Genomic DNA, 16,775 nt, shown 5'->3' with positions numbered 1-16,775 from the left:
TCTCGACAACCAATGACTTTTTACGAAATTATCAAGATTGCCGTCGTTGTATAAAGTCCGATCCACCGTGCTGGGTTTTGTAACAATAATGGGACAGTATCTCACGGGAACACGTTCACCAATACTCTTATATAAGTGATGAAAAAACAACAGGAACTGGAACAGGAAATAGTCAGACTGAAATCCGAACTCGAATTTCAGCAGGAGAGGAACAGGAAGCTTGAAGGTTTGCTGACCAGCCGAAATGGCGAGGCGGGCCTGCCGTTCTCAGATCTGACCAGAAGTAAGCTCTGGTCAAGCATCAGTCATGAAATCCTCACACCCATGGATGCAATTCTGGGTATGACGGATCTTGTTATGGACACGGAGCTGGACAGCGATCAAAGCAATTATCTGGAAATGATCAACTCTTCGGCTGATCGCCTTTTTGGGGTTATCAGCGATGTTATCGATTACTCCCAGCTGCTCGAGGGTAAACTGCGGCGCGATGTGGTGAATTTCGATTTATTTGAAGAGCTTGAATATGATCTATATATCGCAAAACTCTCCTGCAAACACAAAGACCTGGATTTTTCCGCAACCTTTTCAAAAGACATACCCAACTATCTCAACAGTGACCCTGCCAGGCTGCGCCAGGTTCTCAGTAATATAATCAGCAATGCCATCAAGAATACCGATTCAGGTCAGGTTTCGGTCAGGATAGAGAAAGATGGTTTCGATGAGAAGGGCAGGCTTCTTCTGAAGTTCTCGGTAAAAGATTCAGGCCACGGTTTATCTCCGGCAATACAGCATTCCATTTTCGAAACACCCCTGGCTCTCGATATCAACGGAGGGGAGGAAAAATTTAGCGAAGGCGGTCTGGGCATGGTTGTCTCGGCAAGACTGGTGCAGCTTTTCGGCGGTGAGATAGGAATTGAGAGCAGCACCGCTGAAGGTTCGACTTTCTGGTTCACCTGGCCTGTGGTAAACCCTGTTGAAATGTATATGGGAGAATTGCCTCCGGATATGTTCAGTCAGGTGCAGGACAGGAGCATGGTGTTGCGCGGGGCCAGGGTTCTGCTGGCAGAGGATGAATATATCAATGCCTCCATCACCAAGGCCTTTCTGGAACAGGCGGGCCTTGAAGTGACGGTTGTTTCAAACGGCAGGGAAGCCTTGGAGGCCTTGGAAAAAGACACCTTTCAGTCAATACTGATGGATGTGCAGATGCCGGTGATGGATGGTCTGGAGGCTACGGCCATGATCCGCAAAAAAGAGCGCAAAAAGGGAAGCTACACTCCTATTATCGCCCTGACGGCCCATGCCATGCATGGTGACAGGGAAAGATGCCTGCAAGCCGGTATGGATGACTATCTCACCAAGCCCCTTGATAAGGATCAGCTGATCGAAATGCTCGCCCGGTGCATGACCAGAAAAGCTCTGGTGGTAGGAAGTGATCCTGTGAACCAGCATGAAATAATGGAACCACTGGTTCAAAACGGCTGGGCAGTGATACTTGCCGAGACCGGGAGGCTGGCCATGTATGAGGCATCGCTGTCCCACTTCGATATGATTGTGATCGATTCATCCCTGCCGCTCGAAGACGGTCGGGAGACGGTGAAGATGATCCGCAAACTCGAGGAGTTTTCCGGCTGCCGTGCCACGATTCTGGGAATGGGGTTTGCCGGGGAAGAAGAGAGTCGTCATTATAGCGATTGCGGTTTTGATGCGTTGTACACCCGCTCAGTAATGGAAAAAGAATTGAAAAAGAGAGTTGAGCATTTTAATTAGTGGCGATTTTTACGATATTATCATAGGTGATGATCTCGTAAAATCATCGAAATTGCCGAGATGGACTCTGGCATCCGCTGTTTCCAGGGAAAAACAGGGGGACAATGTCCCGGAATCATGGACAGAAAATCTGAACGCCCTTAAAACAGCATGTAGGCCATGTCCCCCGGCTCTCTCTGTTGTCCCCTATACTTCTTTATATAACCCATGTTACAATATTCCCACGTTTGCCTCCATACCTTCGGCTATGAATTGCCTCCACGAATACTTACCTCGGAAGAAATTGAGAGGCGCCTCTCGCCCGTGTATGAAAGATTGAAGCTGCCGCAGGGCAGGCTTGAATTGATGAGCGGTATACACCAAAGACGCCTCTGGGAAGAGGGAACGCGCCCGAGTGAAGCTGCCGCACGTGCCGGCAGAAAGGTCCTGGAGGAAGGTGGAATTTCCCCCGACTCCATCGAGTGCCTGATTTTCACCTCCGTTTGCAAAGACATGATGGAGCCGGCCACGGCATCCTTTGTTCATGAAATGCTGGGTATCTCTCCTCATTGCCTTCTCTTTGATATCTCCAATGCCTGTCTCGGTTTTCTCGATGGAATGGTGATGCTTGCCAACATGATTGAGTTGGGACAGGTTGAAAATGGTCTTGTCGTTTCCGGAGAGACTGCCGAAGAATTGATCACCTCGACCATTGAAACGATGCTGGCCGATGAGAAGCTTAATCGCAAAACCATAAAACCCGCCTTTGCTTCACTGACCATCGGCTCGGGTGCTATGGCTGTATTTATGAACCGTGCAGAGGCGAAGGGTGGCGAGATCAAGCTGACCCACGGTACCTGGCGGGCCAACACTCAATATTCCAACCTCTGTCATGGGGGGCAGAACAGCAGGGAGACGATATTGATGGAGACCAACTCCGAAGAGTTGCTGCATCGTGGAGTGGAAACCGCCGAGTCAACCTGGCGCTCCTTTTCCTCACAGCCAGGCTGGTCCGGAGAGGAGATAGACAGGTTTTTCTGCCACCAGGTCGGCTCGGCTCATGCCAAGCTGCTTTTTGATACATTGCGGCTCGACAGCACTAAAAATTTCGAAACCCTGGCGACACTGGGGAATGTTGGATCTGTATCCGCTCCCATTACTATGGCCATGGCAATAGAAGAAGGGGCCTTCAGTGCGGGGCAGAAAGGAGCTCTCCTGGGTATCGGCAGCGGCATCAACTGCCTGATGCTTGGTGTTGAATGGACCTCCTGAGGTGAGAAAATAAACATGAGAAAATTGACAGAAAAACAGGGTTCAATCCTGCTTAAAATCGCCAGGGCCGCTATCGGCAAAAAACTGGGAGAGGCGCTATCGCCTCCGCAGGAGAATGATCCAGTCCTTGATGAGGCGGGAGGAACCTTTGTCACTCTTAAGATTGATAACCGGTTGCGGGGGTGTATCGGCAATATCGAACCGGTCAGGTCATTGCGGGATGGTGTCCGCGATAATGCTCTTAATGCCGCCTTTGAGGATTATAGATTTTCTCCGCTGTCCCGCAAAGAGTTTGATGAGGTAGAAATATCTCTTTCCGTTCTTACCCCGGCAAGCAGGCTTTCCTATACCGATTCCAAAGACCTGTTGAAAAAACTGCGTCCAGGAGTGGATGGGGTGATTCTCCGGCACGGCGTCCGTTCCGCCACCTTTTTGCCTCAGGTATGGGAGCAGCTTCCGGAGACAGAACAATTTCTCGCCCATCTTTGCCAAAAGGCCGGCCTGTCGAAGGAATGCTGGAAAGGCGGTGAGGTGGAAGTGTACATCTACCAGGTGCAGAGCTTTACCGAAAATGAATAATGATGGCGGCGTAAAAAGCCCGATCTTCCGCGCCTTGTATATCGAACTTTTTATCTAACCATCTGACATCGTGGAAATTTTTTACGAGAGTATCAACAATGAATGATGTAAACCTTTCCGCCTCCATGATAGTGCGGATAGAAGAGATATATACAGCAATGGAAACGGCCTACGACAAAGTTGCGGCCGAACTCGATTTCAGCTGCCGGGGTTGTCCCGATAACTGTTGCGACTCCTATTTCCTCCATCATACCTATATTGAGTGGAGCTACCTGTGGCTTGGCGTCGGTGAACTGGACAACGGGAAGCAGCAGCAGATTTTTGCCAGGGCGCATGATTATGTCATCCGGGCTGAAAGAGACCTGCAACAGGGCAGACGACCGCAAATCATGTGTCCGCTGAACGAGAACGGCCTCTGTATCATCTACAAGCACCGCTTAATGGTCTGCAGAACACACGGGGTTCCGGCAACATTGACCCGACCCGATGGGAAAATACTGCACTTTCCCGGCTGCTTTCGCTGTCAGGAGCAAAGAGGTGAAAATAAAAAAACCCCCGTGGTTGAGCGTACCCCAATGCTGCAACGGCTGGCAATTTTGGAAAACGATTACCTCAACAACCAGAGGCAGCGCTATCCCAGGGTTAAACTGAACATTGCGGAAATGCTGGTAAAGGGGCCACCAGCATTGCAACCGGAAGCCTTGGAAAAACAAAGCATCTGAATAATCCTGGCCAAGGAGAATATATGCAATTAGCAGTTAAGGGAAAACAGCCTAATTCTAAAATGTGTTTTGTCTGCGGTACGGACAATGGTTTCGGTCTGAAGAGCAGGTTTTACGAGCTGGAAAACGGGGATCTTCTGGCGCGGTTTATGCCCGCCCCTGAACATCAGGGATACCCCGGCCGCCTGCATGGCGGCATAGCTGCGGCCATTCTCGACGAGACGATCGGCAGGGCCATCATGATGAAATATTCCGGCACTGTCTGGGGCGTTACCGTGGATTTTTCCATGAAACTGAAAAAGCCGGTTCCGCTGCATGGGGAAATTCAGGTTCTGGCCCGAATAACCAGGGACAGGAAAAAGATTTTTGAAGGAAGTGGAGAAATAGTGCTGGCCGACGGCAGTGAGGCTATTACCGCAGCCGGAAAATATCTGAAAATGGAGATTGATACCATAACCGATACCGATTTTGAACAGGAGTCCTGGGAGGTCAGCTATGATGCCCAGGATCCTGAAGCAGTAAGATTGGGCTAGCGGGTCTCAAAGGCGCAGCCGGCCCAGGAGAAATTCGGCAACCTCATCGGCACCATTCCGAACAGCAGCTTTGCCCCCCTGTACCTCACGGGTCAGTAGTGCCGGCCATTTTCCGGAAAGGAACTCGTTTTGTGAGATGATGGTGGAGCCCATCTCTTTTTCCGCGAAACGCTCCAGGGCTTTCGATTCGGCAAAATCCCGTTGAATACAAAGTGAAGAAGTGCCGCACTGGTAACATTCGGCCAGAGTTGAGTAGCCGCTTTTAAAGACGACGATATCGGCGCAGCCAATGAGGTCGGGGTGGTAATATTTAGCGGATCTGTCAAGAAGCAGCACATTTTTCCCCTTCCTGTGTTCCAGCTGCTGTCCTCCAAAGACAAAAAAGAAGGAATCATACTTCTGAAGCTCGTTTAAAAAGTCGGGTGTATAGCCAATGCCGCCAAGAGTGACGAGGACCATGGTTCGTAAACCTCCTCCGAGCTCTTCCCTCAGCTTATCCAGATCTCCCCGGGTTTTTCTGAAGATAGGTCCGCAGTGGAGATCCGCAGCAACAGGAGCGCAGAGCGGTTCTGTCTGGATGTGAAAATCAGCCGAAAGGAAGGTTTCAGCCAGGTAATCTTTGAAAAAGCCAAGTTTTGGGTGACTCCTGGTATAAAAAGCATAGAGCCAGTCCCAGGTGAAATTTTCAATGAGAACCGAAGGGATTCCCGTCCTCTTCCCCACCTGTATTCCCAGTCCACTGATGTCACAGAGAAGAAAAGAACATTTGCGGCACATCGCCGCCAGATTATCGATAAGATCTTCGCGATAGGGCAGCAACGCCTCAAGTTCTGCACAAGTTGCCTGCATATCGAGGTGAAAGGCATCGTCCTGTATAAAACCAATGTCGGTTAACTGATGATGGTAGGTGAAGTTGGTAAGGGTCTGGGCAAAAATTTCTTCTCCTACGGTGCTGAAGATATGGGCGGTAAAATCAAGATGTTTTCCCAAGGCCTCCAGTACAGCCGCCGTTCGTGTAGCATGGCCGAAACCATGTGGGGAGACAAAACAGCCTATGTGAACCATTGTCAGTCTTTGTGTTGGTGGGGCCGATCACCATAGGGGTGAACGTGGCGATGTTCATGAATATGATCTTCTCCACACTTGTGGAGATGTCCATGGTCAATGGTATAGAGCGAGGAGGTTGTCTCGGCCAGGAAATCCCAGTCATGGGAAATGATGACAAAGGGCAGCTCCAGGGTGTTGAGTATGTCGGTGAGCCGGGAGAGAATCTCGAGGTCGAGGTTGTTGGTTGGTTCATCAAGGAGAAGGAGCCTGGGTTTCATGGCGAGAATGGTCGCCAGGGCCACCAGTTTCTTCTCACCTCCTGATAATTTATGGGTAATGCGATTCTCGAATCCCTCAAGGCCGAGGTCTTTCAGGGTGTCCAGAGAGATCTGCCGCGCTTCATCGATGCTGAAGCCGAGGTTGAGTGGGCCAAAGGCGACATCTTCAAGTACGGTTGGCGAAAAGAGCTGGTCATCGGAGCTCTGAAAAAGAAAACCCACTTCCCTGCGCAACGGCTTAAATTGTTTTTGTGTGGAAATCTCTTCACCTTTGAAGAAGATCTTTCCTCCACTGGGGCGGAGTAGCCCCATTATGATGTGGAAAAGAGTTGTTTTACCGCTGCCGTTGGGACCGATCAGCCCTATTTTTTCTTTTCCGATGGTGAAGTTAATATCGTGGAGAAGAGGAGGAGTTTCCGCGGAAAAGCTATAGCTGATATCGCTGAGTTCGATAAAGTGAGGATCGGACATTCGTTGTATTCTCTTGTTAAAAAGTGCTCTCCAGTGGAGAATTCCGTATTTCTTTCCTTTCTACTGCATTTCGTCTCAAAAAGCACGAGAGGACGACAACCGCCGGTCTGAAATTAAAAGGAACCAATCAGCGCCCGAGACGAAACAGCCACGGGAGAATGTGGGAAATGCACCAGTCGGGATCGTCTGTTGTCAGATCATGGCCGGCCCGGTTATGACTTATGACAGGTGATCCCCAGACTTGAGCGATATCGCGCGAGCAGCTTGGTGAAACCAGCCTGTCCCGGGCACTGCTGAGAATAAGCACCGGAACCTTTACCTCCCGCGGCAGCGAAAAGATGGCAGAGGCAAAAAGCTGACGAAGGACGTTGTATCTGGCAATGGGTGCGCTCCTGCTGATGTCCGCCCATTGCCGGGCGATTTTTTCAGTATCTGCGAGATTGCAGACTTTATCGGCTATTCTTTTCTCCTGCCGGTAAACGTCCCGGATCAGGAGACTGCCAATCAGGGCCTTAAGTCCGGAGAGAGAAATCCTCTGCCTGGGAGGAGAGAGAGAACTGCTGCTGTTGATAATAACAGCCGCTCGATAATCGGAGGGATAGGTGTCGATCCATTGTGCGGCTATCATGCCGCCAAGGGAAAGGCCAAGAAGGAAGTTATGTTCCTGGTCCCGGCTATGGCGAAGGAATTGTGGCCGTATTCTTTCGACATATTCACTGATAGTGGTCGGGGAGCTTTCATTTCGCAGGACTCCGGCCCCGGGAATTTCCAGGGGAGTAACTTCTATTCCGGCACCGGCAGCCCGCAACGTTTCCGGAAAGGTTCCCCAGTGGCGAACCTCACGGGCCAGTCCACGAAGCAAAAAAATATTGATTGTGGTGCTTTTGCTCGTCATGAGGGATCAAGATTGATCATCTCTCTCAGCTGGGTTGGATAAATGTGCCTTGGTAGTTGTCAAAGCCTGTCGTTGGCCTTAACTCTGCTTTTTGTTTTTTGTGGCATTTTTCAAGTGTAATGATCTGCAATATCAGGTCAATAGGTGATGTTCAGGAGTATGACGCTTATGACGGCAAGAGCAATAAAAGAGACAAAAACTACGTCAATCTTACAGAAACGATAGCTATACAATGATACCAGCCTGCCGTCAAAGCCCCGCAGCAGCATGGCTTGATGGATACGCCGGGAACGGTTATAGCTTTTCACCAGGGTCATACCGAAAAGATAGCCGAACGTTCTGTAGGTGTGCAGGTTGGTCCCCGGCGAGAAAGAGCGCAGCTTTGCCGCCCGAAGCAGTCTGGCATACTCCTGGTATATCACAAACACGTAGCGATAGGAATAGAGCAGCAGAAAACAGATCTTTTGGGAAAATCGCAGTCTATCCAAGGCGCTTCCAAGCTCGGCAACCGACGAAGTTGTCAGCAGAGCGATTATAGTCAGTACGATGGTGTTGGTTTTCAGGGTGATGAGCGCTGCCAGCACCATACCTTCCCTGCTGAGGCTCAAAAAAGCAGTATCGATCGGCTGCCCGCCGCCGTAGGTAAGCGGCAGCGAGATCCAGAGAAACAGAGTAAACCCATTGACCAGCAGCATCCTTTTGAGCACGGAGAGGAGTGGCAGCCTGGCGAGCAGAACCAGAAAAAGTGACAGGACAAGTGCCGGCCACAAAGCGGCAAAGGAGTTCAACAGGGCAACTGTGACAGTGAAACAGAGTGCGGCCACAACTTTTCCCCGCGGATCCCGGCGGTGCAAAAAAGAGTCACCCTGCGCAAAGAGTTCTTCAATCATTTATTTGTCCGCGGTAACAAGATCGTCGAAATAAAGCCAGAGAACACCGCCGAGTTCCACGTTTTTTTCCTTGTTGTCGGGACCGGTCATGGTGTAATCCGCTTCACTCAACGCCGAAAATCCCCACCAGCCCGGAACAGGACAACTGAAGCTAAACATCCCGTTGCCGTCGGTAGTGACCACCTGGGTGATGTGGTATTCGCTTGGACTCTTAAGGACGTTGTCCTTGTTGTAAAACTCGACTTCAACTTCGCTGCCTGCAGCAGGCTGTCCCCCTATCAGCACCTGGCCTGTGAAGGTATTACCCGCATAGTTGCCATAAGGCCGCATAAGCGGAATAATTTCGGTAGGAAGGCCGATCGGCTCCGACCATCCTTCATTATCGCCAAAAGCGGCAACAATGGTTTTGGTGTAGTGGATAATATAGAGATCCTCCGCTGGTTCCCAGTATGGTGCGGGCTCCATTATATATTGATATACGCCGGGACGCTGCAGTTTGTGGGAAGTCTGCCAGGATAGATGGTCCATGACTTGTGTTTGTTGTATATCCGGCAGGAGATCGGTGCTCTCTTCTCCCAGAACAACATAGAACCGGCTGGGTTGTTCCATGTCCATGCCGATTCCCTCGAAAGGATGAGAAAAGGAAAGGGTGAGAGTGATTTCTTTACGGTTCTGGGTCACGATGTTGTCTGATGGAATGACCATGCCGAAATGAGCCTGTGCGGATGGGCACAACAACAACAGCAGCGCAGCAGAGAGTACGCCGTGATGAATCCTCATGATTTAACTCCGTTTTTTTTGAATTTAAAATAGGCGGCTATACCGGCAAGGCCGAAAATATAGCCAAGTCCACCGAGAATGTCTCGGAGGGTCGGCTTTTTCTCCCTTTCCTGAGCAAGCATTCGTTTAATTGGAAGGAGCTCTTTCCGAATAATCTCTTCGATGCGCTCTTCCAACTCGTGGGAATCCGGTGTATCACTTTTTAGAGTATCAGCTGGATTGGAAGGTGGTTCAGAGGCTGGTTCAGGTGCCGGTTCGGTCTTTTGGGACGGTGTCTGGGCGAGATAATCACCTGCCTCCAGCAGCCAGGACCCCCGATGCCCCTCGCCGACATCTGCGATAATATTCAGATCCAGTCCCTGGTTCAGGGCCTCTTGGGGAACGGTAAAGCGGAATTCTCCGTTCTCATCCGTGGTTCCTGAAAGCAGAGGACTGCCGTCCTTTTTCTCTACGGCAACCGTGCTGTTTTGGGCAGGCCGTCCGTTGCCGAACTTGACCTCGGTAATTATTGTTCCACCGCTTTCGTAGGCAAAGACCCGAATTTTATGGGCTTGAGCAGAGGAGGAGAGAAAGAATGTCGCTGCAAGGGCGACGAAAACTGAGCGCAGGAATGTAGTTGTCATGATTTGTTGTTGTAGAGAAAATCGGGTTGTACCTTTGCGAGAAAGAGTACGGCGAACATGGTTATAAAGCCTTCAATAATCATAAGAGGAAGCTGAGCTGCCAGAATCAGGACAGCTGTATCAAAAAACCCCGAATCGCTGGTAATCAGGGCGAGCGCCATGAGGATCGAGGAAGAAAAGATGGCCAGAAATCCGGCGGCGAAGGCGGCGACCGATCGCTTTTTGTCGTTGTCCTTTAGCCAGGGGCGGACGATATAGAAGGCAAGAAGTGCCGGCAGAGCCATGATGATGGTATTAACCCCCAACACCGTGAATCCGCCATATTGAAAAAAAAGAGCCTGGAGCAGCAAGGCGGTAACAATTGCGGGAAAAGAAACCCACCCCAGAATAACGCCGAGAAGGCCGTTAAGCACCAGGTGAATAGAGCCTGGTCCTAAGGGGACGTGGATAAGAGAGGCGATAAAGAAAGTTGAGGTCAGCAGGGAGACATTCATTATCCTGTCTATATCCAGCTTCTTCAAGCCGACAGCGGTACAGGCGGCGGCTGCGACGCCGCAGCCGATGAGAACGGGTGCGTTAAGTATGCCTTCTGATATATGCATTAGAATAAGAATGGAGTAAATTATCAATAATCATAGTGGGCCACAGGGTAGTAATACAATATATTAATAAGTGTTACCTGATAATATATCGAGGCCTCGGATGGCTGTCAAGAAAAAGGTAACACATCTATTTGAAAAATATTATTACTGTGATTTTTTATTGGCGGCCTTTTGCTGTTGTACAATGGCTGTGTGGAATTTGAGATGATTTACCTGATTACCTGATCCTTAACTTAAAGGTTGGGACTAGCTTTGCACGGGTCTCTGCAGCCGTCCGGGCTGCAGAGAAGCCACCCGGGACGAATTTATGGTGTCTAGATGAAAAGAGCAGTCCCGGCCTGGGCCAGGAAATGCTTAGTTCAGGGTAATCAGATAGCATTATGTAGAGAGGAGTAACCTGAGAAAATGACAGCAGATACGAAAAATAATAAACCGGATACCGGCGTGGTGGATGTCTGTCCTATAGGTGTAATTCGTTCCTGTTATACCGAAAAATTCGGGATCCCGCGTCAGCCCGGCATGGCGGATAAAGCCAGGGCCCGCATTGAGCTGCTGGCCCCCTATGACCGGGAGGAGATGGTCAAGGAGCTGGATGTTTTTTCTCATATCTGGGTGCAGTTTCTCTTCCACGATGCGATCAAAGAGGGCTGGAAACCGACGGTGCGGCCACCTGGCCTGGGCGGCAGGAAAAGAGTCGGCGTTTTTGCCAGCCGCAGCCCGCACAGGCCCAACCATATCGGGCTTTCCGCTGTAAGACTTTTTGAAATTGATAGAAAAAGCGGGCTATCTCTGCTGGTGGGCGGTGGAGACTTTCTCGATGGAACTCCTGTTCTCGACATAAAACCCTATATACCTTACAGCGATTCCCTTGACGGCGCCGGTCCCGGATATTCAGGAGAAAACAGGGCGCCGGTTCATGTCTGTTTTCTCAAGGAGGCGGAGAGGTTTTGTTATCAGTATGAGCAGGAAACCGGCAGGGAGCTTTCTGGATTGATATCTCAGGTGCTTCGCCAGGATCCGCGTCCGGCAAGTCAGCGTGGCAGGAAAAGGAGTTTCGGCTTTCGGCTGTGGGATATAAATATCAGGTGGGAGGTCCGTAATAATGTTTTTACCGTTGTGGAGTGCCGCAGGGTTCAGGAACTTTTGTAGCCCTGCAGGAGGCAGAGAACCCTGCCGCCGACGATATATTCTCCACTGATCATGTTGTGACTGAAGCTCGAACCGTCGATGGAAATGCCGTCCCCTTTGAGGTGGGTTTCACCGGGGCAGAACACCGTGCGTTTGTCACCGTCATAATAAAGCAGGTCGGTTTCCATGGAATAATTATCGGCCAGATTGGTGATAACCACGTTTTCAATGAGCTTGAGGCGTTTTCTGTCTATATTGTAGTTGCCGGTATCGGCAATGACATTGGTAAGGTTGCCGTTTTCATCAAAGATGTCGGCATCGACTTCCTGGAGTATATACTCATTGTGTCTTCTGCTGGAATAGGCGGAGGCCGCATGTATGGTGGCGGTATTTTTGCCCTCTTCGCTTTGCAGGATGGTAACCACATCCATGGAAAAGTTATACCCCTCGTTTTTTTTGCTTGATTCTCCTGAGTCAAAACCGCCCCTTGGAGTCAGAAAGGAGGCTACAGGAATTTTCCACAGGGGAAAGGTCAGGATCAGGAGCAGGGGGACAAGCCAGAGAGAGTTTCTGCGGGTAATCATCGGTTCAAATAGGAATGCAGGAGTTGCTGCTGCACCCCTTTGGCTTTGAGTATCAGATCAATCACTTCCCGAACGGCTCCTTCACCTCCGCAGCGCCTGGCGGTAAAATGCACCTGTTGCCGCACCTCGTCAACACCATTTGCCGGAGCGGCGGAAAAGCCTACCCGTTTGATCAAAGGAAGATCGAGCCAGTCATCTCCCATATAGCCTATTTGGAAGGGTTTCAATCCACTTTCTTTAAGGATGGTTTTGTAGGCATTGAGCTTATCGGTATCGCCCTGGTAGATATAGCGCATTTTCAAACCACTGCACCGCGCCGTAACCGCCTTGGATTGTCGCGCAGTAATTACACCGACATCTATTCCAGCTTCCTGCAGGAGTTTGATGCCGAAGCCGTCCTGGGTGTGAAAACCTTTGCTCTCCTCGCCTTCCGGAGAAAAGATCAATATGCCGTTGGTAAGTACGCCGTCCACATCGAGCAGGAGAAGTTGTATTTCCTTGGCGCGGGCCACTATCCGTTCATCAAGTTTTTCCTCGGTCCGGTCATGTGCCATTTTTCGCAGTCCCTCTGTGACCTGACAGTCAGATGGATATGAACCCGGCGACATGCAGCCGCAGTCATCGCTCATTTTTTTCCTCCACGGCCCTGCGGATCCGGAGGATCCGCAAAAGGAATTCTTCCATATCCTCAAGCGGCATGGAATTGGGACCGTCGCACAGAGCCTTTTCCGGTTCCGGATGAACTTCCATAAAAAGGCCGTCTATTCCGGCGGCAACGGCAGCCTGTGACAACGGGGCTATGAATTGACGCTGTCCGCCCGATGACCCTCCCTGACCGCCGGGGAGCTGGACCGAGTGGGTAGCATCATAGATGACCGGACAGTCGAATGATCTCATCACCGGCAGGCTGCGCATATCAACCACCAGGTTATTGTAGCCGAAGCAGGATCCGCGTTCCACCAGCATAACTTCACTGCTGCCGCTCTCCCTTATTTTCTTCACGGCATTTTCCATATCCCAGGGCGAGACGAACTGTCCCTTTTTCAGATTGATCACCTTTCCGGTTGCCGAAGCGGCCCTGAGGATATCGGTTTGCCGGCAGAGAAAAGCAGGTATTTGGAGAATATCAAGAACTTCAGCGGCTTCGGCCGCCTGGCCCGGTTCGTGGATGTCGGAGATGACCGGCACTCCAAGATCCTCACGAATACGGCCCAGGATAGCAAGTCCTTTCTCCAGGCCGGGCCCCCTGTAGGAATTGATGGAGGTGCGGTTGGCCTTGTCGAAGGAAGCTTTAAAGACATAGGAGAGCTGCAGTCTGGAGCAGATTTCCTGCATCGTCCCGGCAACCCGGCGGGCCAGTTCTTCAGACTCAAGGGCGCAGGGGCCGCCGATGAGAAGAAGTGGCTGACCGCCACCGACCTGAATGGGGCTTCCCTGTGGGGTGTTTATAGTAACAGTAGTCGGCAGCATGAAACACTATTCCTTTTGCTTTTTCCGGGCCTTATATTCCAGGCCGGCCTTAATGAAATCCCGAAAGAGCGGATGCGGTGCCATCGGCTTTGATTTGAACTCCGGATGAAATTGGCAGCCGAGAAACCAGGGGTGGCCTGCAAGTTCGACAATTTCCACAAGATTATTGTCGGGAGATGCTCCGGAGACTATCAGTCCGCTTTTCTCAAGCACCTCCCGGTAGTCGTTGTTGAACTCGTATCGGTGCCTGTGTCTCTCGGAGATCTCCGCGGCACCATAGGCCGCCGCCGCATGTGTGTCCTTGCTGAGTACACAGGGATAGGCGCCAAGGCGGAGTGTTCCGCCGAAGTCCGAATTTTCATCACGTGTCTGGACTTTCTGGTTGCGATAGTCGAACCACTCCTTCATCAGGTAGATTACGGGATCCGGCGTATCGGGTTCGAGCTCGGTGGAGTGGGCTTCGGGTAGATTTGCGACGTTACGCGAGTATTCGACTACAGCCAGCTGCATGCCGAGGCAGATCCCGAAAAAAGGTATGTTGTTTACCCTGGCGTAGTTGATGGCCTTGATCTTGCCTTCCATTCCTCTCTTGCCGAAACCGCCCGGTATCAGAATGCCGTCGCAGCCTCGTAAAAGTTCGTCCGCATCGTTTTCATCAAGCTCTTCCGCGCTGATATAGTGAAGAATGGCGTGGGTCTTGTTGGCCAGTCCACCGTGGATCAGTGCTTCGTGGAGGCTTTTATATGACTCCGTCAATTCTATATATTTCCCGATAATGCCGATGGTGACGGTATGTTGGGGGTTTTTGATGGTGTTGACCAGATCGACCCAGGGCTTGATATTCGGCTGGCCGGTCCAGATGTTGAGTAGTTCGAGAATCTTGGTATCCAGTCCTTCGTCATGCAGGCGTAAGGGCAATTCATAGATGGTGTCAACATCAATCGCAGTAATGACCGCATCTTTGGGGACATTGCAGAAAAGGGCGATTTTGGCTTTGAGGCTGTCTTCTATGGGTACTTCGGTCCGGCAAACGAGAATATCCGGCTGAATACCGTCGGCCTGCAGCCGGCGTACCGAGTGCTGGGTAGGTTTGGTTTTGACCTCTCCGGCTGCCTTGATGTAGGGTACCAGGGTCAGATGAATGTAGAGACAGTATCCCGGGCCAAGATCACCGCGCAGCTGCCGGATTGCTTCGATAAAGGGTAATCCTTCTATATCCCCGACCGTTCCGCCGATTTCAACAATGGCGACATCGGCGCTGCCGTCGAGTTGCAGCACGGCCTCTTTGATTTCATCGGTGATATGAGGGATGACCTGAACGGTACCGCCCAGATATTCACCACGGCGTTCCTTGGTGATCACCGAGTAGTAAATGCGTCCGGTGGTGTAGTTATTCTTCTGCGACATCAGGGCGTCGGTATAGCGCTCATAATGCCCCATATCCAGATCTGTTTCGGCGCCGTCGTCAGTAACAAAAACCTCTCCGTGCTGAAAAGGATTCATGGTTCCCGGATCAACATTGATATAGGGATCCAGTTTTTGAAAAGTCACAGTGAGACCGCGGCTTTCAAGAAGAGCGCCGATAGCTGCCGCCGCCAGTCCTTTGCCCAGTGAAGAGAGAACCCCTCCGGTGACAAATATAAACTTCGTACGTTGGGTGTGTTTTGATGTATTCATGCAGGCCACTATAGTAATGGAGGTGAGATTTTGAAACAGAAAATTTGGAATTTTCTGATCCCCAGTTCCTTCTTTGAAATGAAAATCAGAGACTGAGTGTAGACCATAATGGCTGGAAAATCTCCAACTATCTTGTGTCAATCCGGGAATCCAATTTCGAAATCTGCGCAATCTGTTATGAATCCAAGCGTTTCGATGAATATACCTGCAGTTATATAACCGATATCACAATGGTTGTTTTTGAAAGTAAGCGGGAGGTGAAGTAACGGACTCTGACGAATCAGGGGAGTTAAACCTTTGCTTCAAAAATACCGATTGGGAAAGGGCACTATCTTGTAAGGCTGGCGCTAAATGCCTACTATTTATTTATTGGATCAATGAACTGCAGGAATTATCTGGCTGGATCTTGAATTTAATTCAACGGGGGAGGGAGCGGTGATGAGCGAGGTTGAGGAAGCGCAAAAGAAAACAGAAATTGCTATATTTGCCGGCGGCTGTTTTTGGTGCATGGTGCCCCCCTTTTCCGATCGGGATGGTGTGATTGAGGCAGTGGCCGGCTACTCGGGTGGAACAACCAAAGATCCCGATTATCAGGCAGTGGCTCATGGTCAGACGGACCACTATGAATCTGTCAGGGTCACCTATGATCGGGAGAAGATCAGCTTTGCGGAACTTCTTGAGATATTCTGGCGTCAGATTGACCCGACCGATGACGGCGGGCAGTTTGCCGATCGGGGCAATCATTACCGAACCGCAATATTTTATACAACCGAGGAACAAAGGAGAGTTGCCGAGCGCTCAAAAACAAACCTGCAGGAGTCCCGCCTTTTTTCACAACCGATTGCAACAATGATACTTCCGGCGACAGCTTTTTATCCCGCAGAGGAATACCATCAGAACTATCATCTCAAGAATGTCCTGCATTATTCCTCCTATAAAAAGGGTTCGGGAAGAGAAGCCTTTATCGAAAAGGTCTGGAAAGAAAAAGACTTGCCTGGGGCAGCCGGCAAATATGAAAAACCACCGGATGAGGAACTTTGCAGAAAGCTCACTCCGTTGCAGTACGAAGTTACCCGGAAAAACGCCACCGAGCCGCCTTTCAATAACAGTTACTGGGATAATGAGGAAAGTGGAATTTATGTGGATATCGTTTCCGGTGAACCGCTTTTCAGCTCAGAGGACAAATATGAATCCGGGACCGGGTGGCCAAGTTTTATCAGACCGCTGGTCCCAGATAATATAGTCGAAAGGGTGGACCGGGAGTTGTTCACCGAAAGAATTGAAGTCCGCAGCAGGCACGGTAATTCACATCTCGGCCATGTCTTTCCGGATGGTCCCGAACCTACCGGTCTGCGATATTGTCTCAATTCCGCAGCATTGCGTTTTATCCCCGCCGAAGATCTGGAGAAAGAGGGATACGCTGAATTCGCGGATCACTTTTCGAAATAACTCACTCAGGGAACCGTCATCTCGGT

18 protein-coding genes are annotated in these 16,775 nt (G+C 50.5%); 7 read left to right on the top strand and 11 right to left on the bottom strand.

All coding sequences use genetic code 11. The features are described from left to right. Positions 1-138: 138 nt before the first annotated feature. The 5 genes from JWG88_RS06700 to JWG88_RS06680 all read left to right on the top strand — a co-directional run bounded on the left by JWG88_RS06700 (position 139) and on the right by JWG88_RS06680 (position 4,855). Positions 139-1,770 (top strand): response regulator, encoded by a 1,632-nt coding sequence (locus JWG88_RS06700; protein ID WP_205232937.1) that lies wholly within the window; start codon positions 139-141, stop codon positions 1,768-1,770. A 207-nt stretch (positions 1,771-1,977) separates the two neighbouring features. Then, positions 1,978-3,021 carry a 3-oxoacyl-ACP synthase III gene (locus JWG88_RS06695; RefSeq protein ID WP_205232936.1) on the top strand — a complete coding sequence of 348 codons (1,044 nt, stop codon included), beginning with the start codon at positions 1,978-1,980 and terminating at the stop codon, positions 3,019-3,021. 15 nt (positions 3,022-3,036) lie between these two features. Continuing rightward, positions 3,037-3,600 (top strand): AmmeMemoRadiSam system protein A, encoded by a 564-nt coding sequence (amrA, locus tag JWG88_RS06690; RefSeq protein WP_205232935.1) that lies wholly within the window; start codon positions 3,037-3,039, stop codon positions 3,598-3,600. Positions 3,601-3,698: 98 nt separating this feature from the next. Continuing rightward, positions 3,699-4,322, top strand: a complete 624-nt coding sequence (locus tag JWG88_RS06685) for a hypothetical protein (protein WP_205232934.1) — start codon at positions 3,699-3,701, stop codon at positions 4,320-4,322. 23 nt (positions 4,323-4,345) lie between these two features. Then, on the top strand, positions 4,346-4,855 hold the full coding sequence (locus JWG88_RS06680; protein WP_205232933.1) for a PaaI family thioesterase: 510 nt from the start codon (positions 4,346-4,348) through the stop codon (positions 4,853-4,855). Positions 4,856-4,861: 6 nt separating this feature from the next. Here the strand turns inward: JWG88_RS06680 and JWG88_RS06675 are convergent, their stop codons facing one another. The 7 genes from JWG88_RS06675 to cbiM form a co-directional block, all read right to left on the bottom strand. Continuing rightward, positions 4,862-5,920 carry a hypothetical protein gene (locus tag JWG88_RS06675; protein WP_205232932.1) on the bottom strand — a complete coding sequence of 353 codons (1,059 nt, stop codon included), beginning with the start codon at positions 5,918-5,920 and terminating at the stop codon, positions 4,862-4,864. Positions 5,921-5,922: 2 nt separating this feature from the next. Further along, positions 5,923-6,651 carry an energy-coupling factor ABC transporter ATP-binding protein gene (locus JWG88_RS06670; protein ID WP_205232931.1) on the bottom strand — a complete coding sequence of 243 codons (729 nt, stop codon included), beginning with the start codon at positions 6,649-6,651 and terminating at the stop codon, positions 5,923-5,925. A gap of 127 nt (positions 6,652-6,778) precedes the next feature. After that, the gene (locus JWG88_RS06665) at positions 6,779-7,546 is read right to left on the bottom strand and encodes an alpha/beta fold hydrolase (protein WP_205232930.1); all 768 of its coding nucleotides are present in this window, start codon (positions 7,544-7,546) and stop codon (positions 6,779-6,781) included. Positions 7,547-7,683: 137 nt separating this feature from the next. Continuing rightward, a complete protein-coding gene (gene cbiQ / locus JWG88_RS06660) occupies positions 7,684-8,436 on the bottom strand; it encodes a cobalt ECF transporter T component CbiQ (protein ID WP_205232929.1) in 753 nt (250 codons plus the stop codon). Beyond that, positions 8,437-9,216 (bottom strand): DUF4198 domain-containing protein, encoded by a 780-nt coding sequence (locus JWG88_RS06655; RefSeq protein ID WP_205232928.1) that lies wholly within the window; start codon positions 9,214-9,216, stop codon positions 8,437-8,439. Beyond that, complete coding sequence (locus JWG88_RS06650) at positions 9,213-9,839, bottom strand: NikL family nickel/cobalt ECF transporter subunit (protein WP_205232927.1); 627 nt, start codon at positions 9,837-9,839, stop codon at positions 9,213-9,215. The genes JWG88_RS06655 and JWG88_RS06650 overlap by 4 nt, the downstream gene beginning before the upstream one ends. After that, the gene (gene cbiM, locus JWG88_RS06645) at positions 9,836-10,441 is read right to left on the bottom strand and encodes a cobalt transporter CbiM (RefSeq protein WP_205232926.1); all 606 of its coding nucleotides are present in this window, start codon (positions 10,439-10,441) and stop codon (positions 9,836-9,838) included. Before cbiM ends, JWG88_RS06650 begins: the two co-directional genes overlap by 4 nt. Before the next feature lie 405 nt (positions 10,442-10,846). Here cbiM and tsaA point away from each other — a divergent pair, with 405 nt between their 5' ends. Next, the gene (gene tsaA / locus JWG88_RS06640) at positions 10,847-11,590 is read left to right on the top strand and encodes a tRNA (N6-threonylcarbamoyladenosine(37)-N6)-methyltransferase TrmO (RefSeq protein ID WP_205232925.1); all 744 of its coding nucleotides are present in this window, start codon (positions 10,847-10,849) and stop codon (positions 11,588-11,590) included. Here tsaA and lptC read toward each other — a convergent pair. Genes lptC through pyrG form a run of 4 tightly spaced genes read right to left on the bottom strand, consistent with a single transcriptional unit; the run spans position 11,575 to position 15,300 of the window. Continuing rightward, the gene (gene lptC / locus JWG88_RS06635) at positions 11,575-12,153 is read right to left on the bottom strand and encodes an LPS export ABC transporter periplasmic protein LptC (protein ID WP_205232924.1); all 579 of its coding nucleotides are present in this window, start codon (positions 12,151-12,153) and stop codon (positions 11,575-11,577) included. The genes tsaA and lptC overlap by 16 nt on opposite strands. Further along, complete coding sequence (locus JWG88_RS06630) at positions 12,150-12,782, bottom strand: KdsC family phosphatase (protein ID WP_205232923.1); 633 nt, start codon at positions 12,780-12,782, stop codon at positions 12,150-12,152. Before JWG88_RS06630 ends, lptC begins: the two co-directional genes overlap by 4 nt. Next, a complete protein-coding gene (kdsA, locus tag JWG88_RS06625) occupies positions 12,772-13,623 on the bottom strand; it encodes a 3-deoxy-8-phosphooctulonate synthase (protein WP_205232922.1) in 852 nt (283 codons plus the stop codon). Before kdsA ends, JWG88_RS06630 begins: the two co-directional genes overlap by 11 nt. A gap of 6 nt (positions 13,624-13,629) precedes the next feature. Beyond that, a complete protein-coding gene (gene pyrG / locus JWG88_RS06620) occupies positions 13,630-15,300 on the bottom strand; it encodes a CTP synthase (RefSeq protein ID WP_205232921.1) in 1,671 nt (556 codons plus the stop codon). Positions 15,301-15,738: 438 nt separating this feature from the next. Between pyrG and msrB the strand changes: the two genes are divergently transcribed. Continuing rightward, positions 15,739-16,749: a peptide-methionine (R)-S-oxide reductase MsrB gene (gene msrB, locus JWG88_RS06615; protein ID WP_205232920.1), complete on the top strand. Its 1,011-nt coding sequence runs from the start codon at positions 15,739-15,741 to the stop codon at positions 16,747-16,749. Positions 16,750-16,775 lie beyond the last annotated feature (26 nt).

It is taken from the genome of Desulfopila inferna (assembly GCF_016919005.1).
In the GTDB taxonomy this organism is placed as follows: Bacteria; Desulfobacterota; Desulfobulbia; order Desulfobulbales; family Desulfocapsaceae; genus Desulfopila_A; species Desulfopila_A inferna.
This window is presented reverse-complemented; position numbering and strand designations above follow the sequence as displayed.

Bases quoted from the DNA above. Each gene is read 5' to 3' on its own strand.
- JWG88_RS06700 (WP_205232937.1), top strand. From the start codon at position 139: ATGAAAAAACAACAGGAACTGGAACAGGAAATAGTCAGACTGAAATCC.
- JWG88_RS06695 (WP_205232936.1), top strand. From the start codon at position 1,978: ATGTTACAATATTCCCACGTTTGCCTCCATACCTTCGGCTATGAATTG.
- amrA (WP_205232935.1), top strand. From the start codon at position 3,037: ATGAGAAAATTGACAGAAAAACAGGGTTCAATCCTGCTTAAAATCGCC.
- JWG88_RS06685 (WP_205232934.1), top strand. From the start codon at position 3,699: ATGAATGATGTAAACCTTTCCGCCTCCATGATAGTGCGGATAGAAGAG.
- JWG88_RS06680 (WP_205232933.1), top strand. From the start codon at position 4,346: ATGCAATTAGCAGTTAAGGGAAAACAGCCTAATTCTAAAATGTGTTTT.
- JWG88_RS06675 (WP_205232932.1), bottom strand. From the start codon at position 5,920: ATGGTTCACATAGGCTGTTTTGTCTCCCCACATGGTTTCGGCCATGCT.
- JWG88_RS06670 (WP_205232931.1), bottom strand. From the start codon at position 6,651: ATGTCCGATCCTCACTTTATCGAACTCAGCGATATCAGCTATAGCTTT.
- JWG88_RS06665 (WP_205232930.1), bottom strand. From the start codon at position 7,546: ATGACGAGCAAAAGCACCACAATCAATATTTTTTTGCTTCGTGGACTG.
- cbiQ (WP_205232929.1), bottom strand. From the start codon at position 8,436: ATGATTGAAGAACTCTTTGCGCAGGGTGACTCTTTTTTGCACCGCCGG.
- JWG88_RS06655 (WP_205232928.1), bottom strand. From the start codon at position 9,216: ATGAGGATTCATCACGGCGTACTCTCTGCTGCGCTGCTGTTGTTGTTG.
- JWG88_RS06650 (WP_205232927.1), bottom strand. From the start codon at position 9,839: ATGACAACTACATTCCTGCGCTCAGTTTTCGTCGCCCTTGCAGCGACA.
- cbiM (WP_205232926.1), bottom strand. From the start codon at position 10,441: ATGCATATATCAGAAGGCATACTTAACGCACCCGTTCTCATCGGCTGC.
- tsaA (WP_205232925.1), top strand. From the start codon at position 10,847: ATGACAGCAGATACGAAAAATAATAAACCGGATACCGGCGTGGTGGAT.
- lptC (WP_205232924.1), bottom strand. From the start codon at position 12,153: ATGATTACCCGCAGAAACTCTCTCTGGCTTGTCCCCCTGCTCCTGATC.
- JWG88_RS06630 (WP_205232923.1), bottom strand. From the start codon at position 12,782: ATGAGCGATGACTGCGGCTGCATGTCGCCGGGTTCATATCCATCTGAC.
- kdsA (WP_205232922.1), bottom strand. From the start codon at position 13,623: ATGCTGCCGACTACTGTTACTATAAACACCCCACAGGGAAGCCCCATT.
- pyrG (WP_205232921.1), bottom strand. From the start codon at position 15,300: ATGAATACATCAAAACACACCCAACGTACGAAGTTTATATTTGTCACC.
- msrB (WP_205232920.1), top strand. From the start codon at position 15,739: ATGAGCGAGGTTGAGGAAGCGCAAAAGAAAACAGAAATTGCTATATTT.